Origin of the sequence: Kitasatospora putterlickiae (genome assembly GCF_039527695.1) — a bacterium.
Taxonomy (GTDB): Bacteria; Actinomycetota; Actinomycetes; order Streptomycetales; family Streptomycetaceae; genus Kitasatospora; species Kitasatospora putterlickiae.
The window spans coordinates 1-12,807 of sequence record NZ_BAAAKJ010000024.1 but is presented as its reverse complement, the minus strand read 5'-3'; the positions used below and the strand labels follow the sequence as shown (position 1 = coordinate 12,807).

Sequence of the window (12,807 nt, the reverse complement as noted above, 5' to 3'; positions counted from 1 at the left end):
GCCTGGACCGGGCGACCCTTCGAGGTCGTCGGCAGCGTGCTCACCGCGACCGGACGCACCGAGGAGGAGCTGCGCGCCAACCTGGCGGCCGTCCGCGAGCGGCTCGCCTTCTACGCCTCCACCCCCGCCTACCGCCCGGTGCTGGCCCAACACGGCTGGGAGCAGCTGCACGAGGAACTGCACCGGCTGTCGCTGCGCGGCCGCTGGCCCGAGATGGCCGCGCTGATCGACGACCGGGTCCTCGACACCTTCGCCGTCACGGGCACCGTCGAGGAGGCCGCCCGGGAGATCCACCGCCGCTACTCCGGGCTGGCCACCCGGGTCTCGGTCAGCCTCCCGGAGGACGCCGCGCCGGACCTCGGCCTGGACGTGCTGGACGCCCTGCGCGCGCTGGACCGGCCCGCGCCGCGCTGAGTGCCGTGCCGCGCCGGGCGGTAGCGGCTACGCTCCGAGGTCGCGGTGCGGCGGACGATCCGGCCGGATAAACCGGACGCGCCGTATCATTCGGCTGCCCCGCCGGTCTCGCCGGACCCGCCTGCGGGCCCGCCCGCCGCGCCGCGCGCGGCCACCATCTCGGCGTGCACCCGCGCGCCGCGGTCCGGGGCCAGGTCGAGGCAGGCGAGCACCCCGGGGACGGCGATGCTCGGCATCAGGTGGCGGTACAGAATGGCGACCCGCTCCGCGAGGTCGGCCCGGCCGGTGAACCGCTGCGACTGGAGCTGCACGCCCACCCAGGACGCGGTCATCAGCCCGGCCGTGTCGGCCGGCACCACGTGCGGCAGCAGCTCGCCCCGCTCGCCCGCGGCGACCAGCAGCCGCTCCAGCCGGGCGATCCAGCCCGGCGCGGCGTCCACCCCGAGCCGGCGGTCCGCGGCGTGGTCCACCGAGAGCCGCACACCCGCGCTGACCAGGGGGTCGATGGGCACCAGATGGGTGACCACCATCCCGGTGTCCACGAACTCCTGCAGCTTGCAGGGCCGTTCCGGCACGGCCTCGGCCTCGAACTGCCCGTCGATGACGCCCAGCGCGAGGTCGGCCTTGGACGCGAAGTGGAAGTAGACGGCGCCGCGGGTGACCCCGGCCCGGGCGACGACCTCGCCGATGGTCGCCCGCTCGTAGCCGAACTCGTCGAACACCGAGGCCGCGGCCTCCAGAATCAGCCGCCGGGTCCGCAGCGCCCGCTCCTGTCGCACCACCACGACCACCCCCGCACACAACCGAAACAAAACCAAACAGCCCGTATCTTACCCGGGGGCACCGTTCAGCCCCACCACGGCGACCGCCTCCACCTCGACGAGCTGGTCGTGGTACCCGAGCACGGAGACCCCGAGCAGGGTGCTGGGCACGTCGTGCTCGCCGAGGTACTCGCGGTAGACGTCCCAGACGGCCACCAGGTCCGCCTGCCGGGAGGAGACGACGTACACCGTGGTGCGCACCAGGTCGGTGAGCGCGGCGCCCTCGTCCTCCAGGACGGTCATCAGGTTGCGCATCACCTGGTGCGCCTGGCCCACGAAGTCGCCCGCCGCCACCGTGCGGCCCTCGGCGTCCAGCGGGCAGGCACCGGCCAGCCAGAGCGAGCGGACCGGCGCCTCCACGGAGGCCGCGTAGGCGTAGTCGACGGCCTGGGTGAGGCGGTGGTTGCGGATCAGCCTGACGGAACTACTCATGGGTCCCTCCCGGATGGTCGTTCGGTCGCGCCGGGGCCCATCGTTGGGATCTCCCGCGGCCGCGTCAATCGATTTGCGGTCGGCGCCCCGACGGATCGGGGTCCGCGGCCGGCGAATTCACCGGTGCGGGTGATGGCGGGTGCCGGCTCCGGCCGGGATCCTGGTGGTCCGCCGATGCCCGGGCCGACGGCCGCACCGGGACCGCGCCACCGACCGAGGGGGTCACGTGCCGTTCCCGCACCTCACCAGGACCTGGGGCCGCCGCCGGATGCTGGGACTCGCCCTGGGGGCCGGCCTCGCCCCCGCCCTGGGCGCCGGTCCCGCCGCCGCCCGTCCCGGCCACGAGGACCACGAGGACCACGACCACGCGCTCGGCCAACGGGTCGCCGCCGTGGCGGCCTCGCAGATCGGCGTTCCGTACGCGTGGGGCGGCGGTGACCGGCTGGGCGCGAGCCTCGGCTTCTGCGACGAGGAGAACGGCTACCTCGACGGCCAGTGCCTGGGCGAGAGCACGGTCGGCTACGACTGCAGCGGGCTGTCGCTCCACTGCTGGTACCGGGCGAGCGGCGGCGACGTCGACCTGGCGCACTACACCGTCGCCCAGTTCCACCGCTCCGCCCCGGTGGAGCGCGCCGAACTAATCCCCGGGGACCTGCTGTTCTTCTCCCGCCCCGACGCGCCGCTGCACCACGTCGGCATCTGGGCCGGCGAGGCCGCGATGATCCACGCCGAGCACACCGGGACCCTGGTGGCCCGGCTGGAGGGCGTGCTCGGCATCCCCCGCTGGTCCCGCGAGTTCGCCGGCGCCCGCCGTCCGCTGCCGCTCGGCTGACCTCCGGGGAACGGATCCTCAGGGGGCTCCCGGCAGGTGCGCGTGGACGCGGCCGAGCAGGTCGTGCAGGACCCGGCGTTCCGCCGCGCTCAGCGGGGCCAACATCTCGTCCTGCACGGCGCGGGCCTCGGCGCGCAGTTCGGCGAGCAGGGCGCGGCCGGCATCGGTGACGGTGACCGAGACGCGGCGGCGGTCGGCGGTGTCACGGGCCCGCTCGACGTAGCCGTCGGCGGCCAGCCGGTCGGTGACCTTGGCCATGTCGCTGGGGTCCACCCCGAGCCGGCGGACCAGGTCGCGCTGCGCGTGCGGGCCGAAGTCGGCGAGAGCGGCGAGCACCGCCATGTCCCACAGCCGCAGCCCCCGGCGGGCGAGCCGCTCGGCCAGCCTGCCGCGGGCGGCCTTGCCGGTGCGGGAGAGCAGATAGGTACTGAGCTCCAGCAGCGTCGGCGGGGTCGCGGCGGGAGCGGTGGCGGCGGATTCCTCGGAGACCATGGGACAAGTCTAGGGTCGATCCCTATAGTGGGTTGACACCCACAGTTCTCCGGAGGAAGCCCCGCCATGGACGCCCCGTACCACCGCCTGCTCGTCGCCGACTTCCCCGCCTGCTTCGGCTTCTACGCCGCCGTGCTGCCACCGCTGACCGGAGCCGCCCTGGCCAAGGGCGCCCCCGAAGGCCCGTACGCCGCCTGGGACCTGACCGGCCGGACCGTGCTCTCGCTGTTCGACCGCGGAACGTCGGCCACCGCCGTCGGCACCGCCGCGCCGCCCGCCGCACCGGCCACCGGCCCGGCCGCCGACCCGCAGGCCGCTCAGGACGACGCGGTGCTGGTCCTCCGGGTCGACGACGTCGAGCGGGCCCTCGCCCACTGCCTGGGACACGGCGGCGCACCCGTCTGCGGGCCCACCGACCGGCCCGAGTGGGGCCCCGGCCTGCGCACGGCGCACCTGCGCGACCCGGAGGGCCGGCTGATCGAGCTCCAGTCGTACTGACGCCCCGCCCTGGCCCGCCGTCGTCACTCCCGGCCGCCGCCGGGGGACCCGGGCTCGTCCCACAGTTCCAGGGCGCACGCGTCAACGAGTGCGCCGATCCTGGCCAGCGCCTCGGCCACCGGCAGCGGATCGATCCGGCGGCCGTCGCGCAGCCGCAGCGCGAGCAGGCCGTCCGCCGCCTCCCGGGGACCGATGACCGCCTGGTACGGGACCAGCCGCGCCTCCCGGATCCGGGCACCGAGGCCGCCCCGCTCCGGTCCGGCGACCTCGACCCGCAGCCCGAGGTCCAGGCAGCGCCCGCGCACCCGCTCGGCCCGCTCGCGCTCCCCCTCGGAGAGCGGCAGCAGGACCAGCTGGGTCGGCGCCAGCCAGGCGGGGAAGGCCCCGCGATACAGCTCGATCAGGTGGGCGACCACCCGCTCGACGCTGCCGATGACGCTGCGGTGCACCATCACCGGGCGGTGCTTGGCGCCGTCCGGCCCGGTGTAGCGCAAGCCGAACCGCTCCGGCTGGTGGAAGTCGATCTGCACGGTGGAGAGGGTGGACTCGCGCCCGGCGGCGTCGGCGATCTGGATGTCGATCTTCGGCCCGTAGAAGGCCGCCTCGCCCTCCGCCGCCTCGAACGGCACCCCGGAGCGCCTCAGCACCTCGGTGAGCAGCGCGGTGGCCCGCTCCCAGAGCGCCGGGTCGGCCACGTACTTGCCGCCCGCGCCGGGCAACGAGAGCCGGTGGCGGACCGGCCGGATGCCGAGCGCCCGGTGCGCCCCGGCGATCAGCTCCAGGGCGGCGACCGCCTCGTCGGCGGCCTGCTCCGGGGTGCAGAAGACGTGCGCGTCGTTCAGCTGGATGGCCCGCACCCGGGTCAGCCCGCCGAGCACGCCGGACGGTTCCGAGCGGTACATACCGCCCAGTTCGGCGATCCGCAGCGGGAGTTCGCGGTGGCTCCGGGCGCGCGAACGGTAGATCAGGGCGTGGTGCGGGCAGAGGCTGGGCCGCAGCACGACCTGGTCGGCACCCAGGTCCATCGGCGGGAACATGTCGTCGCGGTAGTGCCGCCAGTGGCCGGAGATCTCGTAGAGCTCGCGTTTGCCGAGGACGGGCGAGTAGACGTGGCGGTAGCCGGCGCGCCGCTCGCGGTCGCGGATGAACTCCTCCAGGGTGTGCCGGATCGCGGCGCCGTCGGGCAGCCAGTAGGGCAGGCCGGAGCCGATCAGCGGGTCGGTGCCGAAGAGTTCGAGTTCCCGGCCGAGCCGGCGGTGGTCGGGGGCCGGGGCGGGTACGGCCCGGGGCGCGGACGCGGCCTCGGGGGCGCCGGGGTTGCTGGTCATGGCGGTGGTCTCCACTCGGACGGGCGGGCGAGTGGACCGGTACGGCGAAGCCCCGGGGCACTCGCCCCGGGGCTTCGGACTAGGTCAGCAGTCAGCGCGCCGGGACTCTCTCCGGCGTCGTCGTGAGGACGGCTGCGGCGCGCTTCATACCGTCCACGCTAGCAGTGGCCCGCCCCGGCGGGCGAGCGGTTTTCGGCGCGGGCCGCACCGGGCACCGTCAGCGCAGGACGTGGCAGCCGCGCGCCGCCAGCGCCGACAGCACCGCGGGGTCCGGGTCGACCGTGTTCCACCGCAGGTCCAGCTTCTCCAGCGCGGGCAGCGCGGCCGGGTCCGCCAGCCAGTGCGGCAGGGCGGTGATCCGGTTGTCGCGCAGGTCGAGCCGGCGCAGCAACGGCAGTGCGGCGAGCACCGCCGGGACCTCGGGGAGCGCGTTGCCGCGCAGTTCCAGTTCGCGCAGTTCGGCGAGGCCGGCGAAGGAGCCCGGCAGGGCGGTCAGCGCGTTGCCGCCCAGCCGGAGTTCGCGCAGCGCGCGCAGGCCGCCGAGGGATTCGGGCAGCGTGGTGAGCCGGTTGTGCTGGGCGCGGAGCTCCACCAGGCCGGCCATCGCGCCGAGGGCGTCGGGGAGTTCGGCGATCCGGTTCTCACCGACGTTGAGGTAGCGCAGCGCGGTGAGCCGGCCGAGCTCCGCCGGGAGCGCGGTGAGCGCGTTGTCGTGCAGGTAGAGGAAGTCGGTGAGGCCGCCGAGGCCGCCGATCTCCGGCGGTACCTCGGCGATCCGGTTGTGCCCGAGGTCGAGGGTGCGCAGCTGGTGCAGCCGGCCGACGGCGGGCGGGACTTCGGTGATGCCGGTCTCCGCGAGGATGAGCACCGTCAGGTCGGCGCGCTCCCAGACCTCGCCGGGCACGGTGCCGAGGTGCTGGCGCCAGAGGTTGAGGATGGTGTCGGTCACCCGGCCATCCTGCCGCACGCGTTCGGCGGCGGTCGGGGGCGCGGCACGCGGCGAAGGGCGGCGGCGGCCTGGGTACGGATCGCCGGTGCCGGGCCCGTCCGGCGGACGGGCCCGGCACCGGAAGGATCACATGTTGATCATGTGGCCGGCCAGGCCGTGCACGGCCTCCTTGACCGCCTCGCCCAGGGTCGGGTGGGCGTGCACGTTGCGGGCGACCTCGTGCACGGTGAGGTCCCACTGCTGGGCCAGCGTCAGCTCCGGCAGCAGCTCGGTGACCTCGGGCCCGATCAGGTGGGCGCCGAGCAGCTCGCCATGGGTGTCGTCACAGATGACCTTGACGAAGCCGGTCGGGTGACCGAGGCCGTGCGCCTTGCCGTTGGCGGTGAACGGGAACTTGGCGACCTTGACGTCGTAACCCAGGTCGCGGGCCTGCGCCTCGGTGTAGCCGAAGCTCGCGATCTGCGGCTGGCAGTAGGTGGCGCGCGGGATCATCGCGAAGTCCACCTCCATGGTCTCCGCGTCGCCGATGGTCTCGGCGGCGATCACGGCCATCGCCTCGGCGGCGTGCGCCAGCATCAGCTTGGCGGTGACGTCGCCGATGGCGAAGATGTGCGGCACGTTGGTCCGGCCGCGGCCGTCGACCGCGATCGCGCCGCGCTCGGTCAGCTTGACCCCGGTGTTCTCCAGGCCGTAGCCGTGCACGCGCGGGGCGAAGCCGATCGCCTGGAGCACCTTGTCGGCCTCCAGCACCTGCTGCTGACCGTCCTTGGCGGTGACGGTGACCTTGACCTTGGCGGCCGGGTCCTTGTCGTCGATCGAGTCGACCCGGGTGGAGGTCAGCACCTGGATGCCGAGCTTGCGGTACTGCTTGGCCAGCTCGGCGGAGACCTCGGCGTCCTCCAGCGGCACCATCCGGTCGAGGAACTCGACGATGGTGACCTGCACGCCGTAGTTGTGCAGCACGTAGGCGAACTCGACGCCGATCGCGCCGGCGCCGGCGATGATGATGCTGCCGGGCAGGTCCTCGGTGAGGATCTGCTCCTCGTAGGTGACCACGCGGTCGCTCAGGCTGGTGCCGGGCAGCAGCCGGGTGGTGGCACCGGCGGCGATGACGCAGTGGTCGAAGGTGACGACCTCGAAGCCGCCGCCGTTGAGGGCGACCTGCAGGGTGTGGTCGTCCACGAAGGTGCCGCGGCCGTCGTACTCGGTGATGCCGTTCTTCTTCATCAGGTAGTGGACGCCCTTGACGCGGCCGTCGGCGACGGTGCGGCTGCGCTTGAACGCCTCGCTGTAGTCGAAGGTGACCTGGCCCTCGACCTTGATGCCGAAGGTCTTGGCCTCCTTGGTGACGATGTGCGCGAGTTCCGCGTTGCGCAGCAGGGCCTTGGAGGGGATGCAGCCGACGTTCAGGCAGACCCCGCCCCAGTACTTCGACTCGACGACGGCGACCTTGAAGCCGAGCTGGGCGGAGCGGACGGCCGCGGTGTAGCCTCCGGGGCCCGCGCCGAGGACGACGACGTCGTAGTGCGTGCTGCTCATGGTGCTGACTCCTCCGAGGGTGTCACGGTGTCGTGATCTCGGTGCCATGGTGTCAGGCCACCGCCCCGCGCACCCATCGGACCCCTGCCGTCGCACACCCGACCGGGTTGCCGGCCCGGCCCCGCCCGCCGAACGGGGCGGGGGCCGGGCCGGGCGCGGTCAGGCCTCGGCCCCGTGCGTGTGTCCCTCCTTGAGGGTGCCGCCCGCGGTGGCCTTCGGCGGGACGGGGGCGCCCAGCGAGGAGAGGTCCCAGGCGTAGGTGCCCACCGAGTCCGCGATGACGTCGATGTTGACGTCGAAGGCGGTCGTGTCCAGGTTGCGGAGATCGTCGCAGGCCTTGTGGTAGCAGGGGTCGAAGGCCTGTCCCGCGGTGCCGCCGTAGGTGGCGGCCTGGGCGGCGGTCTTGATCACCTCGGCGCCGGTGTCGGTGCCGCCGGCCGGGATGCCCGCGTCGATGAACGGACCGTAGTCGGAGCGGCCGGTGAAGTCGGTGCCCTCGTGCGGCAGGCCGCGGCGGTCCAGGTAGTCGGTGATGTGCCGCTCCAGCTGCGCCGAGCCCTCCGGGCCGGGTCCGGAGCCGACCTGGTCGGAGTCGTCGCCGTCGTAGACGAACTGCGCGGAGTTGGGCGAGGCGATCATGTCGAAGTTCAGGTAGAGCCTGATCTTCTTCAGGTCGGCCTCGGAGAGCGACTTCACGTACGCCGCGGAGCCCCGCAGGCCGAACTCCTCGGCGGACCACCAGGCGAACCGGATCTTGTTCTTCACCGGGCGGTTGCCGAGGTTCCTGGCGACCTCCAGGATGCCGGCCGAGCCGGAGCCGTTGTCGTTGATGCCGGGGCCGGCCAGCACCGAATCGAGGTGCGAGCCGATCACCACGGTGTTGTTCGGGTCGCCGCCGCGGGTCTCGGCGATGACGTTCCAGGTCGTGCGCTTCTCCATGAAGGTGCGGATGTCCAGGGCGACGGTGACCGGGCCGGCCGCCGCCTTGGCGGCCAGCGCCTGGCCGGCGGCCTGGGAGACGCCGCCGGTCGGGATCCGCCCGAGGTCGGGCTCGCCGAGGGTGCCGTTGAGGTCCCCCTCGACGTTGTTGTAGATCACCGCGCCGAGGGCACCGGCGTCCGCGGCCGCGGCCTGCTTGACCGCGAAGCCGCAGCCGCCGCGCCGGATCAGCGCGATCCGGCCGGTGACCGCGCCGGAGGCGTAGTCGGCGGCCTCGCAGCCGGTGGTGGCGTCCACCGGGACGACCGCGAGCGCGGCGGTCAGGCCGTTCTCCGGGCCGCCGACCGAATAGGTCATCGCCTTGATCGCGATGGACTCGGCCTGCGGGGAGACCACCGACAGCCGCTCGGACAGCTCCTGGAAGAACGTGTACTCGAACTCCTGCTTGGACACCTTGAGCCCGGCCCGGCGGGCCTGCTCGTAGACGTAGCGGGCGGACTGGTCGTGGCCGGCCGAGCCGGCCACCCGGTTGCCGCCGTTGCGGCGGGCGATCCGCTGGAGCGCCTCCAGGGTGTCGTAGGCGCCGTCCGCGCTGCTCTGCTGCGCCAAACGGGTGGCCAGCTTCGCGCCCTTGCGGGCCGGGTCCGGGTCGGCGGCGGCACTGCCGGTGCCGACCAGCAGCAGCGGGGTGACCAGCGCCGCCACCGCCAGCGCGGCGCCCGCCGTGCGGCGGGCGGGGGCGGTGCGGGCCCGTGGGGTGGCGGCCGGGCGACCGGTCCGAGCGTTCAAGGCTTGTCCTTCCGACGGTCCGTGGACTCCCGATTTGACATGTTCCTCGCCGCCTTGCCAAGCCCGGCGCACAAGCTGACCGGATGCGGACACCCCGGTGTGCGGCGATGCTGGGAGAGGTGGGGCCGTCTCATCCGGGAGTGTGACCACATGTCCATGTTCGACAAGCTCAAGAGCATGCTCAAGGGCCATGAGAGCCAGGCCGAGAAGGGCATCGACAAGGCCGGCGACATGGTCGACGAACGTACCCAGGGCAAGTACAGCGGCCACGTCGACACGGGCCAGGAGAAGCTCAAGGACCAGCTGCGCGACGACCGCCCGCCGCAGTAGCCACCGCTCGAACCCCGTCCCCTCACCCGGGCCGTTCCTCCGTCCCCGGCCCGTCGCCCCGGTTCGTGTGCGCGCTCACCAGCGCCCGCACGGACCGGGGCTCTGTTTTCGGACTTTACATACTCATTACTATTAGTCCGGTTGCGCGTTCGTGTGTCACACACGGTCAAGCGCCGGCGTCCCCTGCTCCGACGCGCCCGCGCCGCGCGCAGCCTCCTGGGAGCCCCCCTGACGAGAGGACAGCCGCCGTGTCGATCGCCCGTGTCCGGACCACTCCGCTTCCCGGTGTCGGCGTCCAGTACGACCTCACCACCCGAGAACAGCGGCACCTGTCCGTGATCGCCCACCGGGACGGCTCACGCAGTCTCAACGTCTACCGCGCGGACGACCCCGACGCCTGCTCCCAGGCCTTCCGGCTGACCGCCGAGGAGTCCGCCGCCCTGGTGGACGCGCTGACCCCGGCTCACCACAACCCGGCCATGCTGCACACCACCGACCTCGGCCTGGTCGCCGAGCGGCTCCCGGTCGACGGCGCCTCCTACTGGAACGGGCGGCTGCTCGGCGAGACCCGGATGCGCACCGAGACCGGCGCCTCGATCGTCGCCGTGCTGCGCCGCACCGGCGCCGTCCCCTCCCCCACGCCGGACTTCCGGCTGGCGGGCGGCGACACGCTGATCGTGATCGGCACCCGCGAGGGTGTCGACGCGGCGGCGGCGATCCTGGAGCGGGGGTGATCGAGGGGTGCACACCGCCACCGTCTTCATCGAGCTCGGCTCGGTCATCCTCGTCCTCGGTCTGCTCGGCCGGATCGCCGGCCGCTACGGCTTCTCGCCGATCCCGCTCTACCTGCTCGGCGGCCTCGCCTTCGGCACCGGCGGGCTGCTGCCGCTGAGCGCCAGCGAGGAGTTCGTGGCCACCGGCGCCGAGATCGGCGTCGTCCTGCTGCTGCTGATGCTGGGTCTGGAGTACACCGCCGCCGACCTGGTCACCAACCTCAAGGCCCAGTACCCGGCCGGCGCGGTCGACTTCCTGCTCAACGCGATACCCGGCGCGGTCGCCGCGCTGCTGCTCGGCTGGGGCCCGGTGGCCGCCGTGGTGCTGGCCGGCGTCACCTGGATCTCCTCCTCGGGAGTCATCGCCAAGGTGCTCGGCGACCTCGGCCGGCTCGGCAACCGGGAGACGCCCGTGATCCTCAGCATCCTGGTGCTGGAGGACCTCGCGATGGCGGTCTACCTGCCGATCCTGACGGCCCTGCTGGCCGGGGCGGGCCTGGTCGCGGGCTCGGTCACGCTGGCCATCGCGCTCGCCACCGCGGGCGCGGTGCTCTTCATCGCGCTCCGTTACGGCCGGCTGATCTCGCGGTTCGTCTCCCACGACGACCCGGAGAAGCTGCTCCTGGTGGTGCTCGGGCTCACCCTGCTGGTCGCGGGCATCGCGCAGCAGCTCCAGGTGTCGGCGGCGGTCGGCGCGTTCCTGGTGGGCATCGCGCTCTCCGGCGAGGCCGCCGAAGGCGCGCACACCCTGCTCAGCCCGCTGCGGGACCTCTTCGCGGCGGTGTTCTTCGTCTTCTTCGGCCTCAGCACCGATCCGACCAGCATCCCGCCGGTGCTGCTCCCGGCCCTGCTGCTGGCCGTGGTCACCGCGTTCACCAAGATCGCGACCGGCTACTGGGCGGCCCGCCGCGCCGGGATCGCCACCCGCGGCCGGTGGCGGGCCGGCGGGGCGCTGGTCTCGCGCGGCGAGTTCTCCATCGTCATCGCCGGGCTCGCCGTGACCGCCGGGATCGAGCCGGGCCTCGGCCCGCTGGCCACCGCATACGTGCTGATCCTGGTGGTCACCGGCCCGCTCGCGGCCCGTTACACCCAGCCCGCGGTGGAGCGTCTGGGCGCCGTGCTGGCCCGGCGTCGCCGACCGTGGGCGCCCGAGGCGCGCATCCCCGCGCAGGGCACGGCGGCGGGCGGCGCGTCGACCAACGACGGACCGGCGGGCGGCGCGTCGGCGAGCAGCGCATCGACGAACGACGCATCGGCGGACGGCGCGGAGCCGGTGGAGGACCCGCTGGACGAGGAGTCCGGTCAGCCGCTCGACGGCCTGTCGCGCTGACCCCATCCTGAACGGCGCACCCTCGCGCCGACTCGACACCCTGCCCCAGGGCGGGTCACCTCCGGTGGTCCGCCCAGGGGCTTTCTCCGTTTCCGGTGCCCTCGCCGTTCCCGGTGCCCCCGCCGTTCGGCTCCGTGGCCCCGGCCGCCGGCGCCCCGCTGCCGCAGAACTCGCAGGGGCCGGGACCGGACCGCTCGCGCAGCCGCCCGCACTCGTCGCACACCCGGTCCAGCCAGCAGGCCGGTTCGCCGCCCTCGTCCATGCCGCGATTGTGCCCGCCGCCCGACCCCCGGCGCGAGTAGACAGTGTCTACTCGATCTTGATAGACACTCCCCCATGACCGAACAGGACAACACCACCGGCCTGCGCGCCCGTCTGGTCGCGGCCGGCGTCGAGCTGCTCGCCCTGGAGGGCGTGCACGCGCTCACCCTGCGCGAGATCGCCCGCCGGGCCGGCGTCTCGCACGGCGCCCCGCGCCGCCACTTCGCCACCCACGCCGAACTGCTCGCGGCCATCGCCCGGCACGGCTTCGGCGAGCTGGCCACCGCCTTGGGACTCCAGGGCGGCGACGGCCGGGCGGCGGCCGCCCACCTCGAACCCGCCGAGGCCCGCGCCCGGCTCGAACGGCTCGCCCGCGGCTACCTCGCCTTCGCGGCCGAGCAGCCGGGCATGTTCGAGCTGATGTTCCGCCACGATGTCCTGGAGGGCAGCGGCGCCGGACTGCGCCGCACCTCGCTCCCGTTGTTCGACGCCCTCACCCACCTGGTGGCCGCGGTCCGCCCGCCCACGGACGAGGACTCCGCCTCCCCGGCGACGGTCGCGGCGGCACTCTGGACCAACCTGCACGGCCTCGCCCAGCTCCGCGCCTGGGGAAGCCTCGGCCTCGCCACCGGGAGCGACGGGCTCGGCCCCGTGCTGCGCGCCGTCCTCGACGCCCACCTCGGTCCGGCCCTCCGGTGAACCCGGCGGGCGCGCGACGTCTCACCCTGACCGGCAGCGTCCTCGGCGCCGCGATCGTCGCCCTCGACGGGACCGTGCTCACCGTCGCCCAGCCGAGCCTCCAGCGCGACCTGCACGCCTCGCTGTCCGCCGTGCAGTGGACCAGCACCGCCTACCTGGTCACCGTGGCAGCCCTGCTCGTCCTCGCCGGACGGCTCGGCGACCGCTACGGCCACCGCCGGGTCTTCGCGGTAGGTGTGCTCGGCTTCGGCGCCGCCTCGGCCGGGATCGGCCTCGCCCCCGGCATCGGTTGGGTGATCGCCCTGCGGGTCCTCCAGGGCGCCGCCGGCGCGCTGCTCCAGCCCGCCGCGCTCGGCCTGCTCCGCGCCGCGTTCCCGGCCG

Annotated in this window: 15 protein-coding genes; 8 read left to right on the top strand and 7 right to left on the bottom strand. The window is 73.9% G+C overall.

Annotation, left to right across the window (positions count from 1 at the left end; genetic code table 11):
• A partial coding sequence (locus ABD308_RS03045) for an LLM class flavin-dependent oxidoreductase (protein ID WP_344325093.1) occupies positions 1 to 414 on the top strand: 414 nt, incomplete at its 5' end.
• A gap of 86 nt (positions 415 to 500) precedes the next feature.
• Here ABD308_RS03045 and ABD308_RS03040 read toward each other — a convergent pair.
• Together ABD308_RS03040 and ABD308_RS03035 are read right to left on the bottom strand one after the other, a co-directional pair.
• Positions 501 to 1,196: a ScbR family autoregulator-binding transcription factor gene (locus ABD308_RS03040; protein ID WP_344325090.1), complete on the bottom strand. Its 696-nt coding sequence runs from the start codon at positions 1,194 to 1,196 to the stop codon at positions 501 to 503.
• A 48-nt stretch (positions 1,197 to 1,244) separates the two neighbouring features.
• Complete coding sequence (locus ABD308_RS03035) at positions 1,245 to 1,667, bottom strand: RidA family protein (protein ID WP_344325087.1); 423 nt, start codon at positions 1,665 to 1,667, stop codon at positions 1,245 to 1,247.
• Positions 1,668 to 1,893: 226 nt separating this feature from the next.
• On the opposite strand from ABD308_RS03035, the gene ABD308_RS03030 reads away from it, so the two are divergent.
• Positions 1,894 to 2,499, top strand: coding sequence for a C40 family peptidase (locus ABD308_RS03030; RefSeq protein ID WP_344325084.1), 606 nt, complete (start codon positions 1,894 to 1,896; stop codon positions 2,497 to 2,499).
• Positions 2,500 to 2,517: 18 nt separating this feature from the next.
• Here the strand turns inward: ABD308_RS03030 and ABD308_RS03025 are convergent, their stop codons facing one another.
• On the bottom strand, positions 2,518 to 2,991 hold the full coding sequence (locus ABD308_RS03025) for a MarR family winged helix-turn-helix transcriptional regulator (RefSeq protein WP_344325081.1): 474 nt from the start codon (positions 2,989 to 2,991) through the stop codon (positions 2,518 to 2,520).
• A gap of 66 nt (positions 2,992 to 3,057) precedes the next feature.
• On the opposite strand from ABD308_RS03025, the gene ABD308_RS03020 reads away from it, so the two are divergent.
• Positions 3,058 to 3,489, top strand: coding sequence for a VOC family protein (locus ABD308_RS03020; protein ID WP_344325078.1), 432 nt, complete (start codon positions 3,058 to 3,060; stop codon positions 3,487 to 3,489).
• A gap of 23 nt (positions 3,490 to 3,512) precedes the next feature.
• Here the strand turns inward: ABD308_RS03020 and thrS are convergent, their stop codons facing one another.
• The 4 genes from thrS to ABD308_RS03000 form a co-directional block, all read right to left on the bottom strand.
• On the bottom strand, positions 3,513 to 4,817 hold the full coding sequence (gene thrS / locus ABD308_RS03015) for a threonine--tRNA ligase (protein ID WP_344325075.1): 1,305 nt from the start codon (positions 4,815 to 4,817) through the stop codon (positions 3,513 to 3,515).
• A 217-nt stretch (positions 4,818 to 5,034) separates the two neighbouring features.
• The gene (locus tag ABD308_RS03010) at positions 5,035 to 5,766 is read right to left on the bottom strand and encodes a leucine-rich repeat domain-containing protein (protein WP_344325072.1); all 732 of its coding nucleotides are present in this window, start codon (positions 5,764 to 5,766) and stop codon (positions 5,035 to 5,037) included.
• 126 nt (positions 5,767 to 5,892) lie between these two features.
• A complete protein-coding gene (lpdA, locus tag ABD308_RS03005) occupies positions 5,893 to 7,305 on the bottom strand; it encodes a dihydrolipoyl dehydrogenase (RefSeq protein ID WP_344325069.1) in 1,413 nt (470 codons plus the stop codon).
• Between the two features lie 159 nt (positions 7,306 to 7,464).
• On the bottom strand, positions 7,465 to 8,955 hold the full coding sequence (locus ABD308_RS03000) for a M28 family metallopeptidase (protein WP_425554678.1): 1,491 nt from the start codon (positions 8,953 to 8,955) through the stop codon (positions 7,465 to 7,467).
• A 228-nt stretch (positions 8,956 to 9,183) separates the two neighbouring features.
• Here ABD308_RS03000 and ABD308_RS02995 point away from each other — a divergent pair, with 228 nt between their 5' ends.
• The 5 genes from ABD308_RS02995 to ABD308_RS02975 all read left to right on the top strand — a co-directional run.
• Positions 9,184 to 9,363 carry an antitoxin gene (locus ABD308_RS02995; RefSeq protein ID WP_344325066.1) on the top strand — a complete coding sequence of 60 codons (180 nt, stop codon included), beginning with the start codon at positions 9,184 to 9,186 and terminating at the stop codon, positions 9,361 to 9,363.
• Positions 9,364 to 9,611: 248 nt separating this feature from the next.
• The gene (locus ABD308_RS02990) at positions 9,612 to 10,097 is read left to right on the top strand and encodes a cation:proton antiporter regulatory subunit (RefSeq protein WP_344325063.1); all 486 of its coding nucleotides are present in this window, start codon (positions 9,612 to 9,614) and stop codon (positions 10,095 to 10,097) included.
• Between the two features lie 7 nt (positions 10,098 to 10,104).
• On the top strand, positions 10,105 to 11,466 hold the full coding sequence (locus ABD308_RS02985; RefSeq protein WP_344325060.1) for a cation:proton antiporter: 1,362 nt from the start codon (positions 10,105 to 10,107) through the stop codon (positions 11,464 to 11,466).
• A 336-nt stretch (positions 11,467 to 11,802) separates the two neighbouring features.
• A complete protein-coding gene (locus ABD308_RS02980; protein ID WP_344325057.1) occupies positions 11,803 to 12,426 on the top strand; it encodes a TetR/AcrR family transcriptional regulator in 624 nt (207 codons plus the stop codon).
• Positions 12,423 to 12,807, top strand: a 385-nt coding sequence (locus ABD308_RS02975; protein ID WP_344325053.1) for an MFS transporter, incomplete at its 3' end; no start/stop codon positions are given. The genes ABD308_RS02980 and ABD308_RS02975, both read left to right, overlap by 4 nt.